This is a genomic window from Deltaproteobacteria bacterium, assembly GCA_016235345.1.
Taxonomy (GTDB): Bacteria; Desulfobacterota; Desulfobacteria; order Desulfobacterales; family Desulfatibacillaceae; genus JACRLG01.
Window position 1 is genome coordinate 26,996 of the sequence record JACRLG010000014.1, and the last position, 15,022, is coordinate 42,017.

The 15,022-nt window shown below is 58.3% G+C and carries 11 protein-coding genes and 1 other RNA gene; 8 read left to right on the forward strand and 4 right to left on the reverse strand.

Translation table 11 applies throughout. The annotated features are described in order from the left end of the window. Positions 1-143 precede the first annotated feature (143 nt). From rnpB to uvrA, 4 genes are all read left to right on the forward strand, one after another. An RNA gene (gene rnpB / locus HZB23_07020) (RNase P RNA component class A) lies at positions 144-516 on the forward strand. Positions 517-795: 279 nt separating this feature from the next. Continuing rightward, positions 796-2,088 carry an HPr family phosphocarrier protein gene (locus HZB23_07025; GenBank protein MBI5844401.1) on the forward strand — a complete coding sequence of 431 codons (1,293 nt, stop codon included), beginning with the start codon at positions 796-798 and terminating at the stop codon, positions 2,086-2,088. Between the two features lie 12 nt (positions 2,089-2,100). Further along, positions 2,101-2,820 carry a 2-C-methyl-D-erythritol 4-phosphate cytidylyltransferase gene (gene ispD, locus HZB23_07030; GenBank protein ID MBI5844402.1) on the forward strand — a complete coding sequence of 240 codons (720 nt, stop codon included), beginning with the start codon at positions 2,101-2,103 and terminating at the stop codon, positions 2,818-2,820. Next, positions 2,807-5,620, forward strand: coding sequence for an excinuclease ABC subunit UvrA (gene uvrA, locus HZB23_07035; GenBank protein MBI5844403.1), 2,814 nt, complete (start codon positions 2,807-2,809; stop codon positions 5,618-5,620). The genes ispD and uvrA overlap by 14 nt, the downstream gene beginning before the upstream one ends. A 34-nt stretch (positions 5,621-5,654) precedes the next feature. On the opposite strand, the gene HZB23_07040 is transcribed toward uvrA, so the two are convergent. From HZB23_07040 to HZB23_07055, 4 genes are all read right to left on the reverse strand, one after another. Then, complete coding sequence (locus HZB23_07040; GenBank protein MBI5844404.1) at positions 5,655-7,055, reverse strand: cobalamin B12-binding domain-containing protein; 1,401 nt, start codon at positions 7,053-7,055, stop codon at positions 5,655-5,657. Then, positions 7,052-8,026 carry a flippase-like domain-containing protein gene (locus HZB23_07045; GenBank protein MBI5844405.1) on the reverse strand — a complete coding sequence of 325 codons (975 nt, stop codon included), beginning with the start codon at positions 8,024-8,026 and terminating at the stop codon, positions 7,052-7,054. Before HZB23_07045 ends, HZB23_07040 begins: the two co-directional genes overlap by 4 nt. Further along, positions 8,019-9,518: a radical SAM protein gene (locus tag HZB23_07050; GenBank protein ID MBI5844406.1), complete on the reverse strand. Its 1,500-nt coding sequence runs from the start codon at positions 9,516-9,518 to the stop codon at positions 8,019-8,021. The genes HZB23_07045 and HZB23_07050 overlap by 8 nt, the downstream gene beginning before the upstream one ends. A 94-nt stretch (positions 9,519-9,612) precedes the next feature. Beyond that, positions 9,613-11,103, reverse strand: a complete 1,491-nt coding sequence (locus tag HZB23_07055) for a B12-binding domain-containing radical SAM protein (protein ID MBI5844407.1) — start codon at positions 11,101-11,103, stop codon at positions 9,613-9,615. 307 nt (positions 11,104-11,410) lie between these two features. Here HZB23_07055 and HZB23_07060 point away from each other — a divergent pair, with 307 nt between their 5' ends. The 4 genes from HZB23_07060 (at position 11,411) to HZB23_07075 (ending at position 15,015) form a co-directional block, all read left to right on the forward strand. Continuing rightward, positions 11,411-12,892: an SGNH/GDSL hydrolase family protein gene (locus HZB23_07060; protein MBI5844408.1), complete on the forward strand. Its 1,482-nt coding sequence runs from the start codon at positions 11,411-11,413 to the stop codon at positions 12,890-12,892. A 44-nt stretch (positions 12,893-12,936) separates the two neighbouring features. Continuing rightward, the gene (locus HZB23_07065) at positions 12,937-13,155 is read left to right on the forward strand and encodes a PLDc N-terminal domain-containing protein (protein ID MBI5844409.1); all 219 of its coding nucleotides are present in this window, start codon (positions 12,937-12,939) and stop codon (positions 13,153-13,155) included. 79 nt (positions 13,156-13,234) lie between these two features. Then, entirely contained in the window at positions 13,235-13,867 is a 633-nt protein-coding gene (locus HZB23_07070) for a TetR/AcrR family transcriptional regulator (protein ID MBI5844410.1), read from the forward strand. After that, the gene (locus HZB23_07075; GenBank protein ID MBI5844411.1) at positions 13,864-15,015 is read left to right on the forward strand and encodes an HlyD family efflux transporter periplasmic adaptor subunit; all 1,152 of its coding nucleotides are present in this window, start codon (positions 13,864-13,866) and stop codon (positions 15,013-15,015) included. The genes HZB23_07070 and HZB23_07075 overlap by 4 nt, the downstream gene beginning before the upstream one ends. The last annotated feature ends 7 nt before the right edge of the window (positions 15,016-15,022 follow it).

Consider the following 15,022-nt stretch of genomic DNA (forward strand, 5'->3'; position numbering starts at 1 on the left):
GACGCAGGGGATCATGCCGACCGTTTACGACAGCCTTGAAAAAGGCAGGATTCAGGCATTTTGAAGCGGATCCATTCACTTGGACGCTTTTTTGAGACGGATCATTTTTCCCGGCCAGGCCGGGATTTTTGATTTTTGCGGGGACAGGAGAACAGGCGGCCGCTGACGGGCTTTTCGCCCGTTGGAGGAAAGTCCGAACACCACAGGGCAGGGTGCTCCGTAACGCGGAGTCGCGGCGACGCGAAGGAAAGTGCAACAGAGAGCAGACCGCCTTGCGGCTTTAAGCCGCAGGGTAAGGGTGAAACGGTGCGGTAAGAGCGCACCAGTTCTCCGGGCGACCGGGGAAGCTAGGTAAACCCCACCCGGTGCAAGACCAAATAGGAGGGCGTCACGAGGCCGGCCCGGCCCATGCCCTCGGGTAGGTCGCAAGAGGCTCGCGGGCAACCGCAGTCCAAGATGAATGGCCGCCGCCCGCTTCACGCGGGAACAGAATTCGGCTTACGTTCCCCTGTCCCCCTTTTTTGAAACGGCCCCCTTGAGGCGATGCCTCAAGGGGTCTCGTTTCTTGTCAGACGGCCTAAAAACGCGAATAGCTGTGTCAGGGTGGCTTGGCCGGCTCGTTATGTACATTTAGTACACGGCCTCCCCGGCCAAGCCACCCTTCCTTGCTCTTCATCGTTTTTAGGCCGTCTGACACCCCGACTTGATATGGGACTTTTTCAGAAGGCTGCCATGCAAGGGGCTTGCTGAAGGGAGGCCCTGCCGGAGATGCGAATGGCCAGAAAATTCGATCCGATGCTCGCTCCTTTCATGGAAAAGGCCAACATCTTTTCCGAAGAGTATCTGATGTGCCTGAAGTACCTGGATACGGTGGAGCCGGGGCGGGAAACCCTCACCAAGAAATTCTACGTCCACGCGGGCTCATCGGCCCAGTTGCTGGAAGATCTGCTGGACTTTCACGGGGCCAAGGAAAACCGCGACTGGTATTACTACCGCGAGCTTTCCGCCGCCGTGAGGCATCTTTCCAAGGCGGCCAACGCCCAGAAACACATCTTCAACCGATTTCCCCATTACGGCCTGGACGACCTGGAAAACTTCAACAGTCAGGGTCACCGCACCCACGACTACCTTGCAAGGGTGCTCAAAAAATTCGCCCCGGAAATCCTTTCCGAGGCAAGGCGGCTTTCCATCCGCATCCCCAGAAAATGCTACAAGCCCCAGAATTTCCCGCGCATCTCAACCCCCTCCCTGCTTCCGGCGGACGTTGACGGCCCGGAAAAATTCGAGGACACCAGGAACATCGTGAAGGTGACGGGAAATTTTCTCGGGGTGGTGGATTCCTTCGACGAGATCGGCATAGCCCAGAAACTGTCTTGCGAGGAAATCGAGGCTCTAGTGCCGGAGCAGGTGAACGAGGTGGAAGTCCGCCGCCACGCAATGGTGGTGCACGGCCTTCAGTCCACCTTCGACAGCTACATAATAAGGGGCGCCACCAAGGACCCGAAGAAGCTTCGGAAATTCCGGGGCTACTTCTCGGTGGTCCTGCACCTTCTGGACCTCACCGGCTCGCTTCTGCACTTTCACGAGCGCCATTTGCGCGACATGGGGGTCAAGGACGTCCACAAAAAGGTGAGGGAGCGCCTGGCCAACATCATCGGCCCGGAGGAGCTTTTGGATCGCACCATAAATTACGGCCTCTACTACGCCTCCATTTATCTCAAAGACGGCCAGAAACTCGCCGAACAAATCCGCGAAGAACACATAGTGCTGGACCGCATAGTGGTTTCGGTTCCCCGCGACCGGGGCTTCCACACCCGCCCCAGCCTTCTGGTGTCCAAGATAGTGGAGAGGCACGGCGGAGGCGTGAAGATGGTTGTGGGCGACATGACCTACGACGCTTCCCGCCCCATCATGCTTCAATACGGAGGCGGCGAGGTCAAGCGCAGAAATTTTTCAGAAGTCGTTTTCGAGGGCAACAGCATGGCCCTTGCCGACATAAGGATTCTGGCGGGCGTAAACTACGGGGAGGACCTTATCGGGCGCGACATCCCCCTTCCCAGGGAGCTTTCCTACCTTCTTGCAAAATGAACGCGTGATGAAATGGTGACAGCAATAATTGTCGCCGCAGGCGGAGGAACCCGGCTGGGCGGCGCGACTCCCAAGCAGTACCGTGATCTTTGTGGCAAGCCCCTTCTCTGCCACAGCCTTTCCGTCTTCGACGATGCGGACTGGGTGGACAGGCTGGTCCTGGTGACGCCCAAGGAGGAGAGGCTCGCGGTTATCCGGCCCATAATCGCCGCCAACCCGGTGAAAAAGCCCCTGGCCCTTGCGCTTGGCGGAGACCACCGCCAGGGCTCGGTGTTTAACGGGCTTTTGGCCTGCGATCCCTCAACCGAAATCGTGCTCATTCACGACGCGGCAAGGCCCTTTGTGACCGGCGACGAAATCCGCCGCTGCGTTGAAGCCGCCCGCGTTCACGGGGCCGCCGTTCTTGGCCATCCTGCAACCGACACCATAAAGCGGGCCGACGGACGCGGTTTCGCCGTGGAGACTCCCGACCGGTCGGCGCTGTGGCAGGTCCAGACCCCCCAGGCATTCTTGTATAACCTTATTTTGAGCGCCCATCGAAAAGCCCTGTACGACGGATTTGTCGGCACCGACGACGCGGCCCTGGCGGAGCGCGCGGGCCAAAAAGTATTTCTTGAGCGGGGCAGCCGCTGGAACATCAAGATCACCGAGCCCATCGATCTCGAAATCGCCCGGGCCGTCATGGAGCAAATCACGCAAAAAGCCGCAAGGGGGACGAGTGTCCCAGGATAGCATCGTCATAAGGGGGGCCAGGGAGCACAACCTAAAAAACGTGGACGTTACCCTGCCCCGCAACCGCCTCGTTGTGGTGACCGGGCTTTCGGGCTCAGGGAAATCCACACTCGCCTTCGACACCCTCTACGCGGAGGGCGAGCGCCGCTACGTCGAGTCCCTGTCCACCTACGCCCGCCAGTTCCTGGAGCGCATGGACAAGCCCGACGTGGACGTGATCGAGGGGCTTTCCCCCGCCATCGCCATAGAGCAGAAGACCGCCAGCCACAACCCGCGCTCAACAGTGGGCACGGTGACGGAAATCTACGATTACCTGCGTCTTCTATACGCTCGCATAGGGCTACCCCACTGCCCGAAATGCGGCAGGTCCATCAGCTCTCTTTCCATAGACCAGATGGTGGACCGGGTTCTGGCCCTTCCCGAAGGCACCAAGCTGGAAATTCTGGCCCCGCTCGTCACCGACCGCAAGGGCGCGCAGGAAAAGCTCTTCGCCCGTCTTCAGAAAGACGGCTTCGCGCGGGTGGTTGTCAACGGCAAGACCTACGAGCTTGAGAACCCGCCGGAGCTTTCCAAGACCAAGAAGCACGACATCTCGGTGATGGTGGACCGGCTTGCGGTGAAGCCGTCCATCAGAAACCGCCTGTCCGACTCCCTGGAGCTTGCCCTGGCCCAGGGCGCGGGCTTCGTCACCCTTCGTTCGCCTGGCCGCGAGCCCATACTATTTTCGGAAAAATCCGCCTGCGCCGTGTGCGGCATAAGCTTTCCCGATCTTTCCCCGGCCTCCTTTTCCTTCAATTCCCCCCAGGGAGCCTGCACCAAGTGTTCGGGCCTTGGGGCCTCCATGGAGATCGACCCGGAGCTTGTGATACCCAACCAGGAGCTTTCCCTGCGCGAAGGGGCCGTGGCTCCCTGGGCCAACCGCAACTCCATGATCTTTTTCGAGTTCCTGGACGCCCTCACCACCCATTACCAGGTGGACATAAGAACCCCCTTCAGGCTCCTTCCCGAATTCTTCAAAAAGGCGCTCCTGTACGGCTCCGAAGGCCAGCCCATAACCTTTTATTTCGAGAAGAACGGCCAGCGCTTCACATACAAAAAGCCCTTCGAAGGCATCATCAACAAGCTAAGGCGTCGCTACACCGAAACCGGCAGCCAGTGGAGCCGGGATGAAATCGAGCGCTACATGACCTTCGCGCCCTGCGCCGACTGCGGGGGAACGAGGCTCTCCCAGGCCTCCCGCGCCGTGACCGTGGGCGAAAAAGCCATATTCGAGGCCACCGCACTTTCGGTGAAAGGGGCGTATGATTTTTTCGAGTCCCTTAATCTCTCGCTTCGGGAGCGGGCCATAGCCGGGCGGATATTGAAGGAAATCCGCGAGCGCCTGGGGTTTCTCTCCAACGTGGGCCTGGATTACCTCACCCTGGACCGGGCCGCATCCACACTTTCAGGCGGCGAGGGACAGAGAATCAGACTCGCCACCCAGATAGGATCGGGCCTGACGGGCGTCCTCTACGTGCTGGACGAGCCTTCCATAGGCCTTCACCAGCGGGACAACCAGAGGCTTTTAGACACCCTGGTGCGCCTCCGGGACCTCGGAAACACGGTGCTTGTGGTGGAGCACGACGCGGACACCATAATGGCCGCCGACTTCGTGGTGGACATGGGGCCGGGCGCGGGCGAGGCAGGCGGCCACGTGGTTTTTTCGGGCACGCCCCAGAATATCCTGGAAGATGAAAAATCCCTCACCGGCCTCTATCTTTCGGGCAAGAAATCCATCCCGGTGCCGGAAACGAGGCGCAGGCCCCCAAGGGGAAGCCTCATCATAAGGGGGGCATCCGCCAACAACCTGAAAAACATCGAGGCGGAATTCCCCTTGGGCCGGCTCATCTGCGTCACCGGCGTTTCAGGATCGGGAAAATCAACGCTCGTTATCGAGACCCTGTACAAGGCCCTGTCACGGCATCTTTACCGGCATCGCATAAGCTCCGGGGCCTACTCCGAAATTCTTGGCTTGAAAGATGTGGACAAAGTCATCCACATAGACCAGGCCCCCATAGGCCGCACCCCGCGATCCAATCCGGCCACCTACACCGGGCTTTTCACCCACATACGCGAGCTTTTTTCCCGCACCCAGGACGCCCGGGCCAGGGGCTACAAGGCCGGGCGCTTTTCCTTCAACGTGAAGGGCGGGCGCTGCGAGGCCTGCGCCGGGGACGGCATCATAAAAATCGAGATGCATTTTCTGCCGGATGTCTACGTTGCCTGCGACGTCTGCCAGGCCCAGCGCTACAACCGGGAAACCCTGGAGGTGCGCTACAAGGGCAAAAACATCGCCCAGGTCCTGGACATGACGGTGGACCAGGCCCTGGCTTTCTACGACCGGGTGGGGGCCATTCGCGAAAAACTTGCCACCCTCTCGGACGTGGGCCTTGGCTACGTTCGCCTGGGCCAGAGCGCCACCACGCTTTCTGGCGGCGAGGCACAGCGCATAAAGCTCGCCCGCGAGCTAAGCAAGCGCGGAACCGGCCAGACCGTCTACATCCTGGACGAGCCCACCACCGGCCTTCACTTCGCGGATGTCGAAAGGCTCTTAACCGTCATCAACCGGCTTGTGGACCTGGGAAACACCGTGGTGGTTATCGAGCACAACCTGGACGTGATAAAATCCGCAGACTGGCTGATCGACTTGGGCCCCGAAGGGGGAGACGGCGGGGGCCAGATAGTTGCGGAGGGAACGCCCGAGGAAGTGGCGAAAAACCCGAAAAGCCACACGGGGAAATATCTGAAAACCGTTTTATGATTTTTTCAGGACGGGTTTCAAAGTTCGCTTTTTCCTAAAAGCCTATTACCTTTCCGGCTTCCTGGAAGGCGTAGCGCAGAAGAAGAAAGTTCATGTTATAGATTACGTCCTTTCCGAAGGACGCCGCGTAGTAGGGCCGGAAGTAAATTTTCCGCATCATCTTTTTCACCATGTCATCTAGCACCCGCTTTTCATTCGCCCAGGGCAGGCGCACCCAGGGGAAATCAACCGCGTCCGGGCTCCATTCCCCCACAAGGGAGCCTTCATCCCTTGCGATAAGATAGGCGGGAGTCTGCGGGTAGGGCCTCAAGACCGCCACGTTGGCTGTGGTGGGCGTGAGTTTCACTATGAAATCCGTCGTCTCGGCCACTGTTTCCGGGGTCTCGCCGGGATAGCCCACAACCCAGCTCGAATGAGCCGCCATTCCGTAAATTTTGCACAGGCTCCGCGCAGTGGCGCACTGCTCCTTCGTGATGCGCTTTTCCATGATGTCCAGCATCCGCTGGCTGCCGCTCTCCATGCCGAAGGCCACAAGATACACGCCGGCCTTCTTCGCCTCCGCCGCCAGCCTTTCGGTGAATACGTCCACACGGCTTTTTATTCTAAAGGATACGTCAAGGCGCTCCTTTTGGATGAGGCGGAAAATCTCAAGAGCCCGGTCCTCGTTTACCGTGAAGGTGTCGTCGCAGACCTCCACGTCCCTTATCCCCGATTCCCGGATTTTCACCAGCTCGTTCACAACGTCGAAGGGCTCCCGCGCCCGATAATTGTGCCTGAAATTGTAGCAGAACCCGCATTTGAAGGGGCAGCCCCGGCTTGAAAACAGGGTGTCCACGGGTTTTTTGCGCACAAGGATCGAGTAGTAGAGCTTTTCATCGTAGGCCCTTTTTAGGAGATGCTTGGCCGGGCGGGGAAGGCCCTTCACGTCGGGCAGCCTGTGGGGAGGGCCGGATGTGATGCGCCCTGCATCATTCCAAAAATAAGCGCCGGGAACGTCGGCGGGAGGCGAGTTCCCAAGAATTTTCCCGCAGAGGAGGGGAAGGGATTCCTCGGCCTCGCCTGAAAGGAGGAAATCGGCTTCGGGAAACTGGACCAGGGTGGTTTCGGGAACAGCCGTTGCGTGGGGGCCTCCAAGAACTATCCGGGCATCCGGCGCGGCTTTCCGGGCAAGGCGGCAGAGCAGGCGCACCTGGGGCAGAATCTCCGAATAGACCGAAAAGCCCACCAGAAAAGGCCGGGCGGCGCGAATTTCCGCTGATATTTGATCGTCCGAAAGGCCGAAGGCGTTGGCGTCGATCACCGTAACGGAGTACCCGGCCTCAATGAGGGCTGCTGCCAGATACAGAAGGCTTGCGGGCGGATAGCATTTCTGGGCGATCTCGTTAAAGTAGGTAGCGCGGGGGTTCACAAGCACCACTGTATTTTTTCCCGTCACGGCTCGCTCCTTTTGGCCATCAGCCGCCCGAAAAACCACAGGGCCCATGGCGCGCCAACCAGCATGGGGATGACGTGCACGAAAAGGGTGAGCAAAAGCCCCACGGAAAAAAGCACCGGCTGGGGGGCCGAGCCCGCCAGAAAGAGCATGATGGCGGCCTCCCTGGGCCCCATTCCCGAAACCGACGGAGCGTGTCCGGCGAAAATTGCGATGGATGTCCCGGCGATCACCGTTGCGGAGTCGGGCGAATAACCGAACGCCTTGAGCAAAAACCAGCACACCCACAGGCTTCTTGTCTGGAAAACCACGCCGTAGGCCGCGAAAAAGAGCTTTCTCCGGGCCGGGCAGCTTGCGAAAGGCCCAAGAACCGCAGACGCGACCCGCCCGAAAGACGGCCTGAAATCGCGGGCCGATTTTATCAGACGCTGGTGCAGGGGAGTCGAGAAAAAAAACACCGCGTACAGGAGGCCGAAGGAGACGGCCGCGACAACCCTGGAAAAGCCCTGGGGCGCGCCGGTCAGAACCAGGCCGAACCCTAGCCAGAACGAGGCCCCGATAAGATTCAAGCCGCTTTCAAAGGCGACCGCCCCGGCGGCGGTGTCCGCGCCTTCCCCCCTGCCCCGCCAAAGGTACAGAACGTCGAAGACCTCGCCGGAATCCACGGGCAGAATCACCCTCATGGGCCCTGAACCCAGCCGCCACTTGAGTATCTCCCGAAATGGGACGAAAAGGCCCAGGGATTTCAGGACCCGGTACATTTTATCCGCGCCCATAAAAACGTGCCACGCAACCGACGCCGCAAGCACCCCGAAAAGAAGGCCGGTATCAGCCGATCTGAATGCGGCGCGGATTTCCTCCGGGCGAAGTCCGGCGGCCCTCCATGCAAGGGCCAGGAAGGCCGCGCTGGCCAGAAGGGCCAGAAAAACGCTGGCGGACTTTCCGGAAAGCGTTTTTCCGATAAAATTACGCATTGCCGAGCCTTTCGGCCAGAACCTTCAAAATCAGCGCGGGATAGTTTTTCAGATAGACCAGAAATCGCAGGTCGCCGGTTTTGAGAGCCGCAAGCCCCATAAAGGCGGCCATCGCGGGCCTGGGGATTCTGCCCGGAACAAGCGGACGCAACGACAGCCGCCCGGCAAGGCCTTCCGGCAGGAGGGGCAATAGCTTGTACAACGCGGCCCATCCCCGAACCAGGGCGCGCTGGTTTTCGGGCAGGCTTGCCGGATCGTAGAAATCGCAAGGCCCGCCCTGCCCCGCTCCCGCCAGAGCGATCGATTCCGGCGCGTGGGCAGATATCGGGGCCTTGGGAAGATACACGAGAGAATGCACCTTGACCCGGTTTACGCCCCTCAATTTCCGGTATTCCTCTAAGCCTTTCCGGTGATCGGCCTCGGTTTCGCCCGGAAGGCCGAACATGTGGTCGATGTCATAGGCCAGCCCTATTTTAGAGCAGATTTCGAAAACCATGCGGGCGTCAATGTTTGTTTCCCGGCGGTTTAAAACGTTTTTCCTTATGCCCTCGTTCCAGGTCTGGAGCCCGAACTCCACGCAGTAGCAGCCGCCCTGCTTCAGAAGCCGCGCCGTCTTATCGTCGAACCCGGTAATGGTGGCAAAGCACTTGAACGGAACCCCGATTTCATTTTTGAAGCGCCCCATGAGCGATGACAGCCAGGCCTCGTCGCCGGTTAGATACGAGTCCTTGAAAATGACCTCTTTGAAACCGGATTCGCGTTTTCCTGCAAGAAGTTCCTCCATCACCGATTCCACGCTTTTCCTGCGGAAATAGCCCGGCCCGTAAAGGGCCTTCATGCAGGTTTCCTCGCAAAAGGAGCACGAAAAAGGGCAGCCCCTGCTCACCATGGCGGCGTAGCTGGATTTTTGGGAAACGTAAGGCGAAAAGAGATTCTTGTCGGGCGGAGGCAGGGAATCAAGGTCAACGGGCGGCGCTTTTTCGGTGCGGAAAAGCCCGCCGCCGCAACGAAAAAGGAGGTTGGTAACGGCCTCCATCCGGGCGGAATCGCCGAATCCGCCTTTTGCGATGACATCCAGAAGCGGAGGTAGCGCCGGTTCCGCTTCGCCCTCCATCACGAGGTCAACCGCCTCAACCTTCATCACCTCTTCCGCCGCAAGGCTCGGAAAAAGGCCCAGAAAAATGATGGGGACGCCGGATTTCGCCTTCACCAGCCGTGCGGTTTCGGAAAGAGCGCCGAAGGTTGCGGGAAGAACCGAAAAGAGAACCGCATCGGGCTTTCGGGCCAGAATTTTCCGGGCGATTCTTTCTGGAGAAGAAAGACGCCGCGCAAGGGCTGGAAACTGGAGAACGTTGTCTGTGACGCCGAAAAGGTCGGGGTCGTAAACGAGGCTCACCCCATGCCCCGCACCCCGAATGAGGGCGGCCAGGGTTTCCAGCTCCAGCGCCTGCCTCACAAGGTAGCGCCCGCGATAGACCAGGGTGATGTTCATGTGGCGGATTGTTGTTTTTTGTTTTTGGGTGCCATCCCGTTTCGCTTCATAAGGACAGAAAATCAGTGATAAACGCCAGATGTTTCCGTACCGGTCATTTCTCGCCTCCTTTTTTTTTGTACTTCTCCCTCTTGCGCTCGTTTTCCGCGTAGGCCGAAAAATGCTCGTCTTTCCGGGAGACCTTCTCCTGGCTGAACTGCATGGAAAGCCAGGCGAAGAACTTGCGCCTGAACTCGTCGAAACTTTTCACCGCAAGGGCGTGTTTCAATAGGAAAAACGGCCTGGAATGGAACCTCTGGTAGGCCATGCGGGTAAGCTCGTCCACCTCGTCGTTGGTAAGGGCCGTCCAGGGGCGGGGAAGCTGGGCTTCAACGGCGTTTCCAAGAATGTATTCCTTCCAGTAGTCGTAGCCGGATTCCTGGACAAGATCGAACCAGAGCTGTGACAAAGGTTTGGCGGTGGTCTTGGAAAACTGCACGTAATCGAGCCCAAGACTCATGGCGAATTTCACGGTCTTTTCCACCGTGGCTCGCGTTTCGCCCGGAAGCCCTGTCATGAAAAAGCCTAAGGTCTTTATTCCGTGGGATTTTGTCAATTTGACCGCGTGCCGCACCTGATCTAGGGTTATTCCCTTGTTCACCCGGTCCAGCATCTGCTGGTCGCCAGCCTCAAGGCCCATGTAGATGCGCCCGCAGCCAGCGGCCTTCATTTTTTTAAGCAGTTCCTCCGACACGCTGTCTATCCGGGCCCGGCAGGCCCAGAGAATGTCTATCTTCCGCTCGATAATGCCGTCGAAAATGCCCTCCGCGCGCTTCCGGTCTATCAGAAACTCGTAGTCGAAAAAATCGATCTCGCGGATTCCGTGAATGTTCACGCATTCCTCTATCTCGTTCAGCACCGTTTCCACGCTACGCGGGTTGTATGTAGTGCGCCTGGCCTCGCAGAAGAGGCAGTTCATGGGGCAGCCCTTGGAGGTTACCATGACGGTGAAATTCTTGCGCTCGGTGGGGAACTCCGCGTAAAGCTCGTTGGGCAGAAGGTGGCGGGCCGGGTTGGGGTAGAGGTCGAAATCCGGGTCTTCGCCGTAAACGGTTTCGATCACCTTGCCGTTTTTCTTGTAGATGAGGCCCGGTACATCATCCAGCGGCGTGTTGTTCTCAAGGGCCGCAAGCAGGGCCGGAAACATGTTGTAGGCCGAGTTGAAACAGCCGTAGTCGATCTCGTCCGGCATCACCGATTCTTTGGGATAGACCCTCAGATTGTACCCGCCCACCACTATCCGCACCTTGGGAAGCCCGGCCTTCACCGCCCTTATCCATTCGAGGGTTTCCCGAAACATGTAGGTGGTCATCATGAAGCCCACGATGTCCGGCTTGAATATGCGAAGGCGCGCCACCACCTCGTCGGGCGTAAGGGCCAGGGTCCGGGCGTCGATAAAGGCCACGTCGTGCCCGGCTTTTTCGGCTATTGCCGCCACCCAACTCATCGAAAGGGGCGGAAAAAGGCCGAAATAACGCTGGACTATACGAAGGTTTTCCTCGTGAATCTTGTAGGCGAAGGGGTTGAACACAAAGGCTGCGCGCATGTTTGAAAAGGCTTTCGGGTATCGGCCGGTACGCTTTTCGGCCTTGATGGATGCGGATTCAAAAAACAGGCGTTCGGACCGTTTAAAATAGCACACGCCACTACAGTATGCAATCCAAGCCTGAAAAAGCAGTTGCCCGTTTCGGATGAGGCATGAACTTCCGCACACCGTTTTTATAGTCTTCGACTGCAATTTTACCCTTCGTGCGGCAAGTTTTGGAAATTTGGGCGGAAGTTTGGGTTGCAAATGGCCGGTTCGCAAGCCATAATGAGCGCCTTAAAAAATAAATTTAGGACGGGAAATCGGCATGAAAAAAAATTACCGCTTGCGGAAAATACTGTTTGCCCTTGCCGCTGCCGGGGCGGGATTCCTGGTGCTTGGCCTTCTTATGGAAATGGTGCTGGCGGCTGGGCTTTTCGACGGGCGCTCATCTCCGAGCCCGGTGTACATTCCCAAAAAATTCAAGGCCATGGATTTTGCCATCAACCGCGACAACCACCTCATAGCCAAAAACAATCCCCATTATTTCAACGATATTCCAAGAAACCTGTCTAAGCCCGAAAAAACCCTTCGCATAGCGGTCATCGGCGATTCCTTCATTTTCGGCGACGGCGCGCCCTACGACACCATCTGGAGCCACAAGCTGGAGCGCATCATCTCGAACAACTACGAAAACGTCGAGGTCGTAAGCTGGGGCCGGAACGGCTGGAGCACCCAGGATGAATTGAATTTTCTCGCAGCCCAGGGTTTTCAGTACAAGCCGGACGTTGTTGTGGTGGGATGCTTTTCCAATGACCTTGCAAGCTATTTTCACGCCGATCTTCGGTTTTTCTGGCAGGGCGGGCGGGTTGAAAATTTCGTCAAAACTTTCTTTCCCAGGAGCGTCGATTTTTTCAACAGCTATCTCAAGCGCTTTTACGAGGTAAGCATAGACAGCCGCTATGATTACGCTTCGGCCCTTTCCGCCCTGTACACCGCCGAAAACCTGGACCGTTTCGAGAAAACGGTAAAGGCCATGAAGCGCCTTAGCGACCAGAACAGCGCGGCCCTGGTTTTCGTGCTTACTCCTGATTCGCCATCCTCCGAAAACAGGGAGTTTCTGGGAAAGCTCGGAGACATCTTCCTGAAATCTGCGGTCACGTGCCTTGATCTTTTTCCGGCGGTGGACGCCAAATTTTCCGAAACCAATCCGAGGACCCTTTGGGCCAACCCGGCCAACCGCCATCCGGGTGACCTTCTTACCCAGCTTTTCGCGGACGAGGTCTTTCGCTTTTTGAAAAAGAACCACTTTCTGGCAGGGGCAAAAAAGGGTAAAAGGCATTACGCGGACGGCAGGGAGGCGCTTTCAAAACCGCCGGCCTCGGACACGCGGCCCCTGGACTTTATCGAAAAAACGGGAAAATCCGGCGTCTCGCTCCTTTTAACCGCCGACCTTGTGGCGGCTTCCCAGAGCAGAGGGGTTTCCGGCGTGCATCTCTATGAAAACGACAAGGCCCTTGGCCGGGTGTATGAAGCCGGGGAAGCCGCCAACGGAGCCGGGCTTTTCTGCGTGTCGGGCTTGAACCTCATTTTTTCCTCATCCGACCGTTCAGACCCCCTCACCAACGGAAGGGTCTACAGCCTGTCGTTTCCCGAAAAACGGTTTTCCCTTTTTATCCACATAAGGGACAAGCCGGAGGCCCTGCGCCTTGTCCAGGGGCGGCTTCAATACGAAGGCCGGGACCCCGCCCTCGTACAAAAAGCAGAAGCCCTGGCAGCCGAAGTGGCCGCGTCCGCCCGTTCAAACTGAACGCAAACGGCGTCATTCGCCGTCACCCCAACACAGAAATGAAAATGAACGCAACCCTTATAATCCTTGGCCTGGCAGTCGTATTTGTCATGCTTACCTTTGTTTCCATTCTGGACGCCGCCCGCCGGGACTTTGCCGAGCCCTACATGAAGGCCCTGTGGATACTGATATCAGCCATACCGGTTTTGGGCTTCATCGCCTGGTTTTCCCTTGGCCGGAAAAAATCCCTGCCCCCTTCCGCCAGGACTGTTCCGCCCGAATAAATACCCGGAAAATTTTTTTAGTGGAGCAGGCCGGGATTATAGTGTATTGTGAATCACTATTCTTTTTTCGGGAGCCGCCATGCGCGCACGAAAGCTGGACACGCTGAAACGAAAGGGGCAGATCGCCCGCGCGGCCCTGGACCTTCTGGGAAGGGACGGGCTGGAAAGCCTTTCCATCGCAGCAGTGGCCGAAAAGGTTGGCATAGTGCCATCCGCCGTGTACCGGCACTTCGCCAGCAAGGATGCCATTCTGGACGCCATTCTGGACCTTCTTAACACTTTCTTCAAAGACATAGTCACCGATTCGCGCAATCAGTATCCCGATCCCCTGGGCAGGTTGTGCGAAATCATCAGGCGGCACGCGAAATTCCTCACCGAAAACCAGGGGCTTCCGGCCATAGTGGCCGCTGAAATCATTTTCGGCGAGCAGCCCAAGCGCAAGGCGAGATTCCACAAGGTATTCACAGCCTACCTGGAAGACATCGAAACCATCATCAGAGAGGGGCAGGCCGGGGGGCTCATCCGCCCGGACGTCTCTCCCAGGGCCGCGTCCCTCCTGCTCCTGGGAATCGACGCGCCCGCTGCGGCCCTGTGGAAGGCCAGCGATGGGGCCTACGACATGCTGGCCCACGTTGAAGAAGCTCTGCCCATCTATCTTGCCGGAATATCGGTCAGGCCCCAAACGGATGGCTCAAAAGGCTCAAGTTCATGAAAAAGAAGAAGCTGCTCCCCCTCATCCCCTTGGTCCTCATCGCCGGTTTTCTCCTCTACCGCTCCCTGGGCGGGGAAAAAATCACTCCCGGCGCCGTGCTGGTTTCCGGCAACATAGAGGTCATCCAGGTAGAGCTTGGGTTCAAGATTCCGGGCCGCCTTTCGGAGCGCCCGGCCTCCGAAGGGGCATCCATTGCCAAAGGCGACGTGGTGGCGCTTCTGGATGATTCCGACCTTCAACAGGACCTTGCGGCTCAATCGGCCTCCCTAAAGCTCGCCCAGGCCGCCCTGGCCGAGTTGACTGCGGGAACGAGGCCGGAGGAGATCGCGCGCGCGCGGGCCGCTGTGAAACGCTCGGAAGCTGCCCTGGCCGATCTCGAAGCCGGGTCGCGCCCCCAGGAGATAGCCGCTGCAAGGGCAAGGGTTGATCAGGCCCAGGCCGCCGAAACCTACGCCAAAAAGGAACACGACCGGGTAAAAAGCCTTGCCGAAAGCCGGATAGTGGCCCAGCGCGACTACGATCAGGCAAAATCCGCCTGGGTCCAGGCTGAGGAAGCCTTGAACGTGGCCCGTCAGTCACTGAAACTGGCCCAGGAGGGCGCGCGCAAGGATCAGGTTGGCCAGGCCCGCGCGGCGGTGTCCGAAACGCGAGAGGGCTTGCGGCTCGCGGAAAACGGCCCGCGCAAGGAAACCATAGCCCAGGCTTCCGCCAGGGTGGAACAGGCCGAGGCGGCTGTTGCGCTTTCCAAAACGCGGCTTTCGTACGCCACCCTTTTATCCCCTCTTTCGGGCGTCATCCTGTCTGAAAACGCCGAGCCGGGCGAGTATCTTTCAGCGGGAACCCCGGTGGTCACGGTGGCCGGCCTGGAAAAGGTCTATCTTCGCGCCTACATAGCGGAAACCGACTTAGGCCGCGTGAAGGTGGGCCAGAAGGTGAAAGTCACTGCGGACACCTATCCGGGCAAGGTCTACCAGGGCAGGATTTCCTTCATCGCCTCCGAGGCCGAGTTCACCCCGAAGAACGTGCAGACCCAAAAGGAACGCGTGAAACTGGTCTATAGGGTTAAAATCACCCTCGATAACCCGAAAATGGAGTTGAAGCCCGGAATGCCAGCCGACGCCGAGATACTCACCGGCAAGGAAGAATGACCGGCTG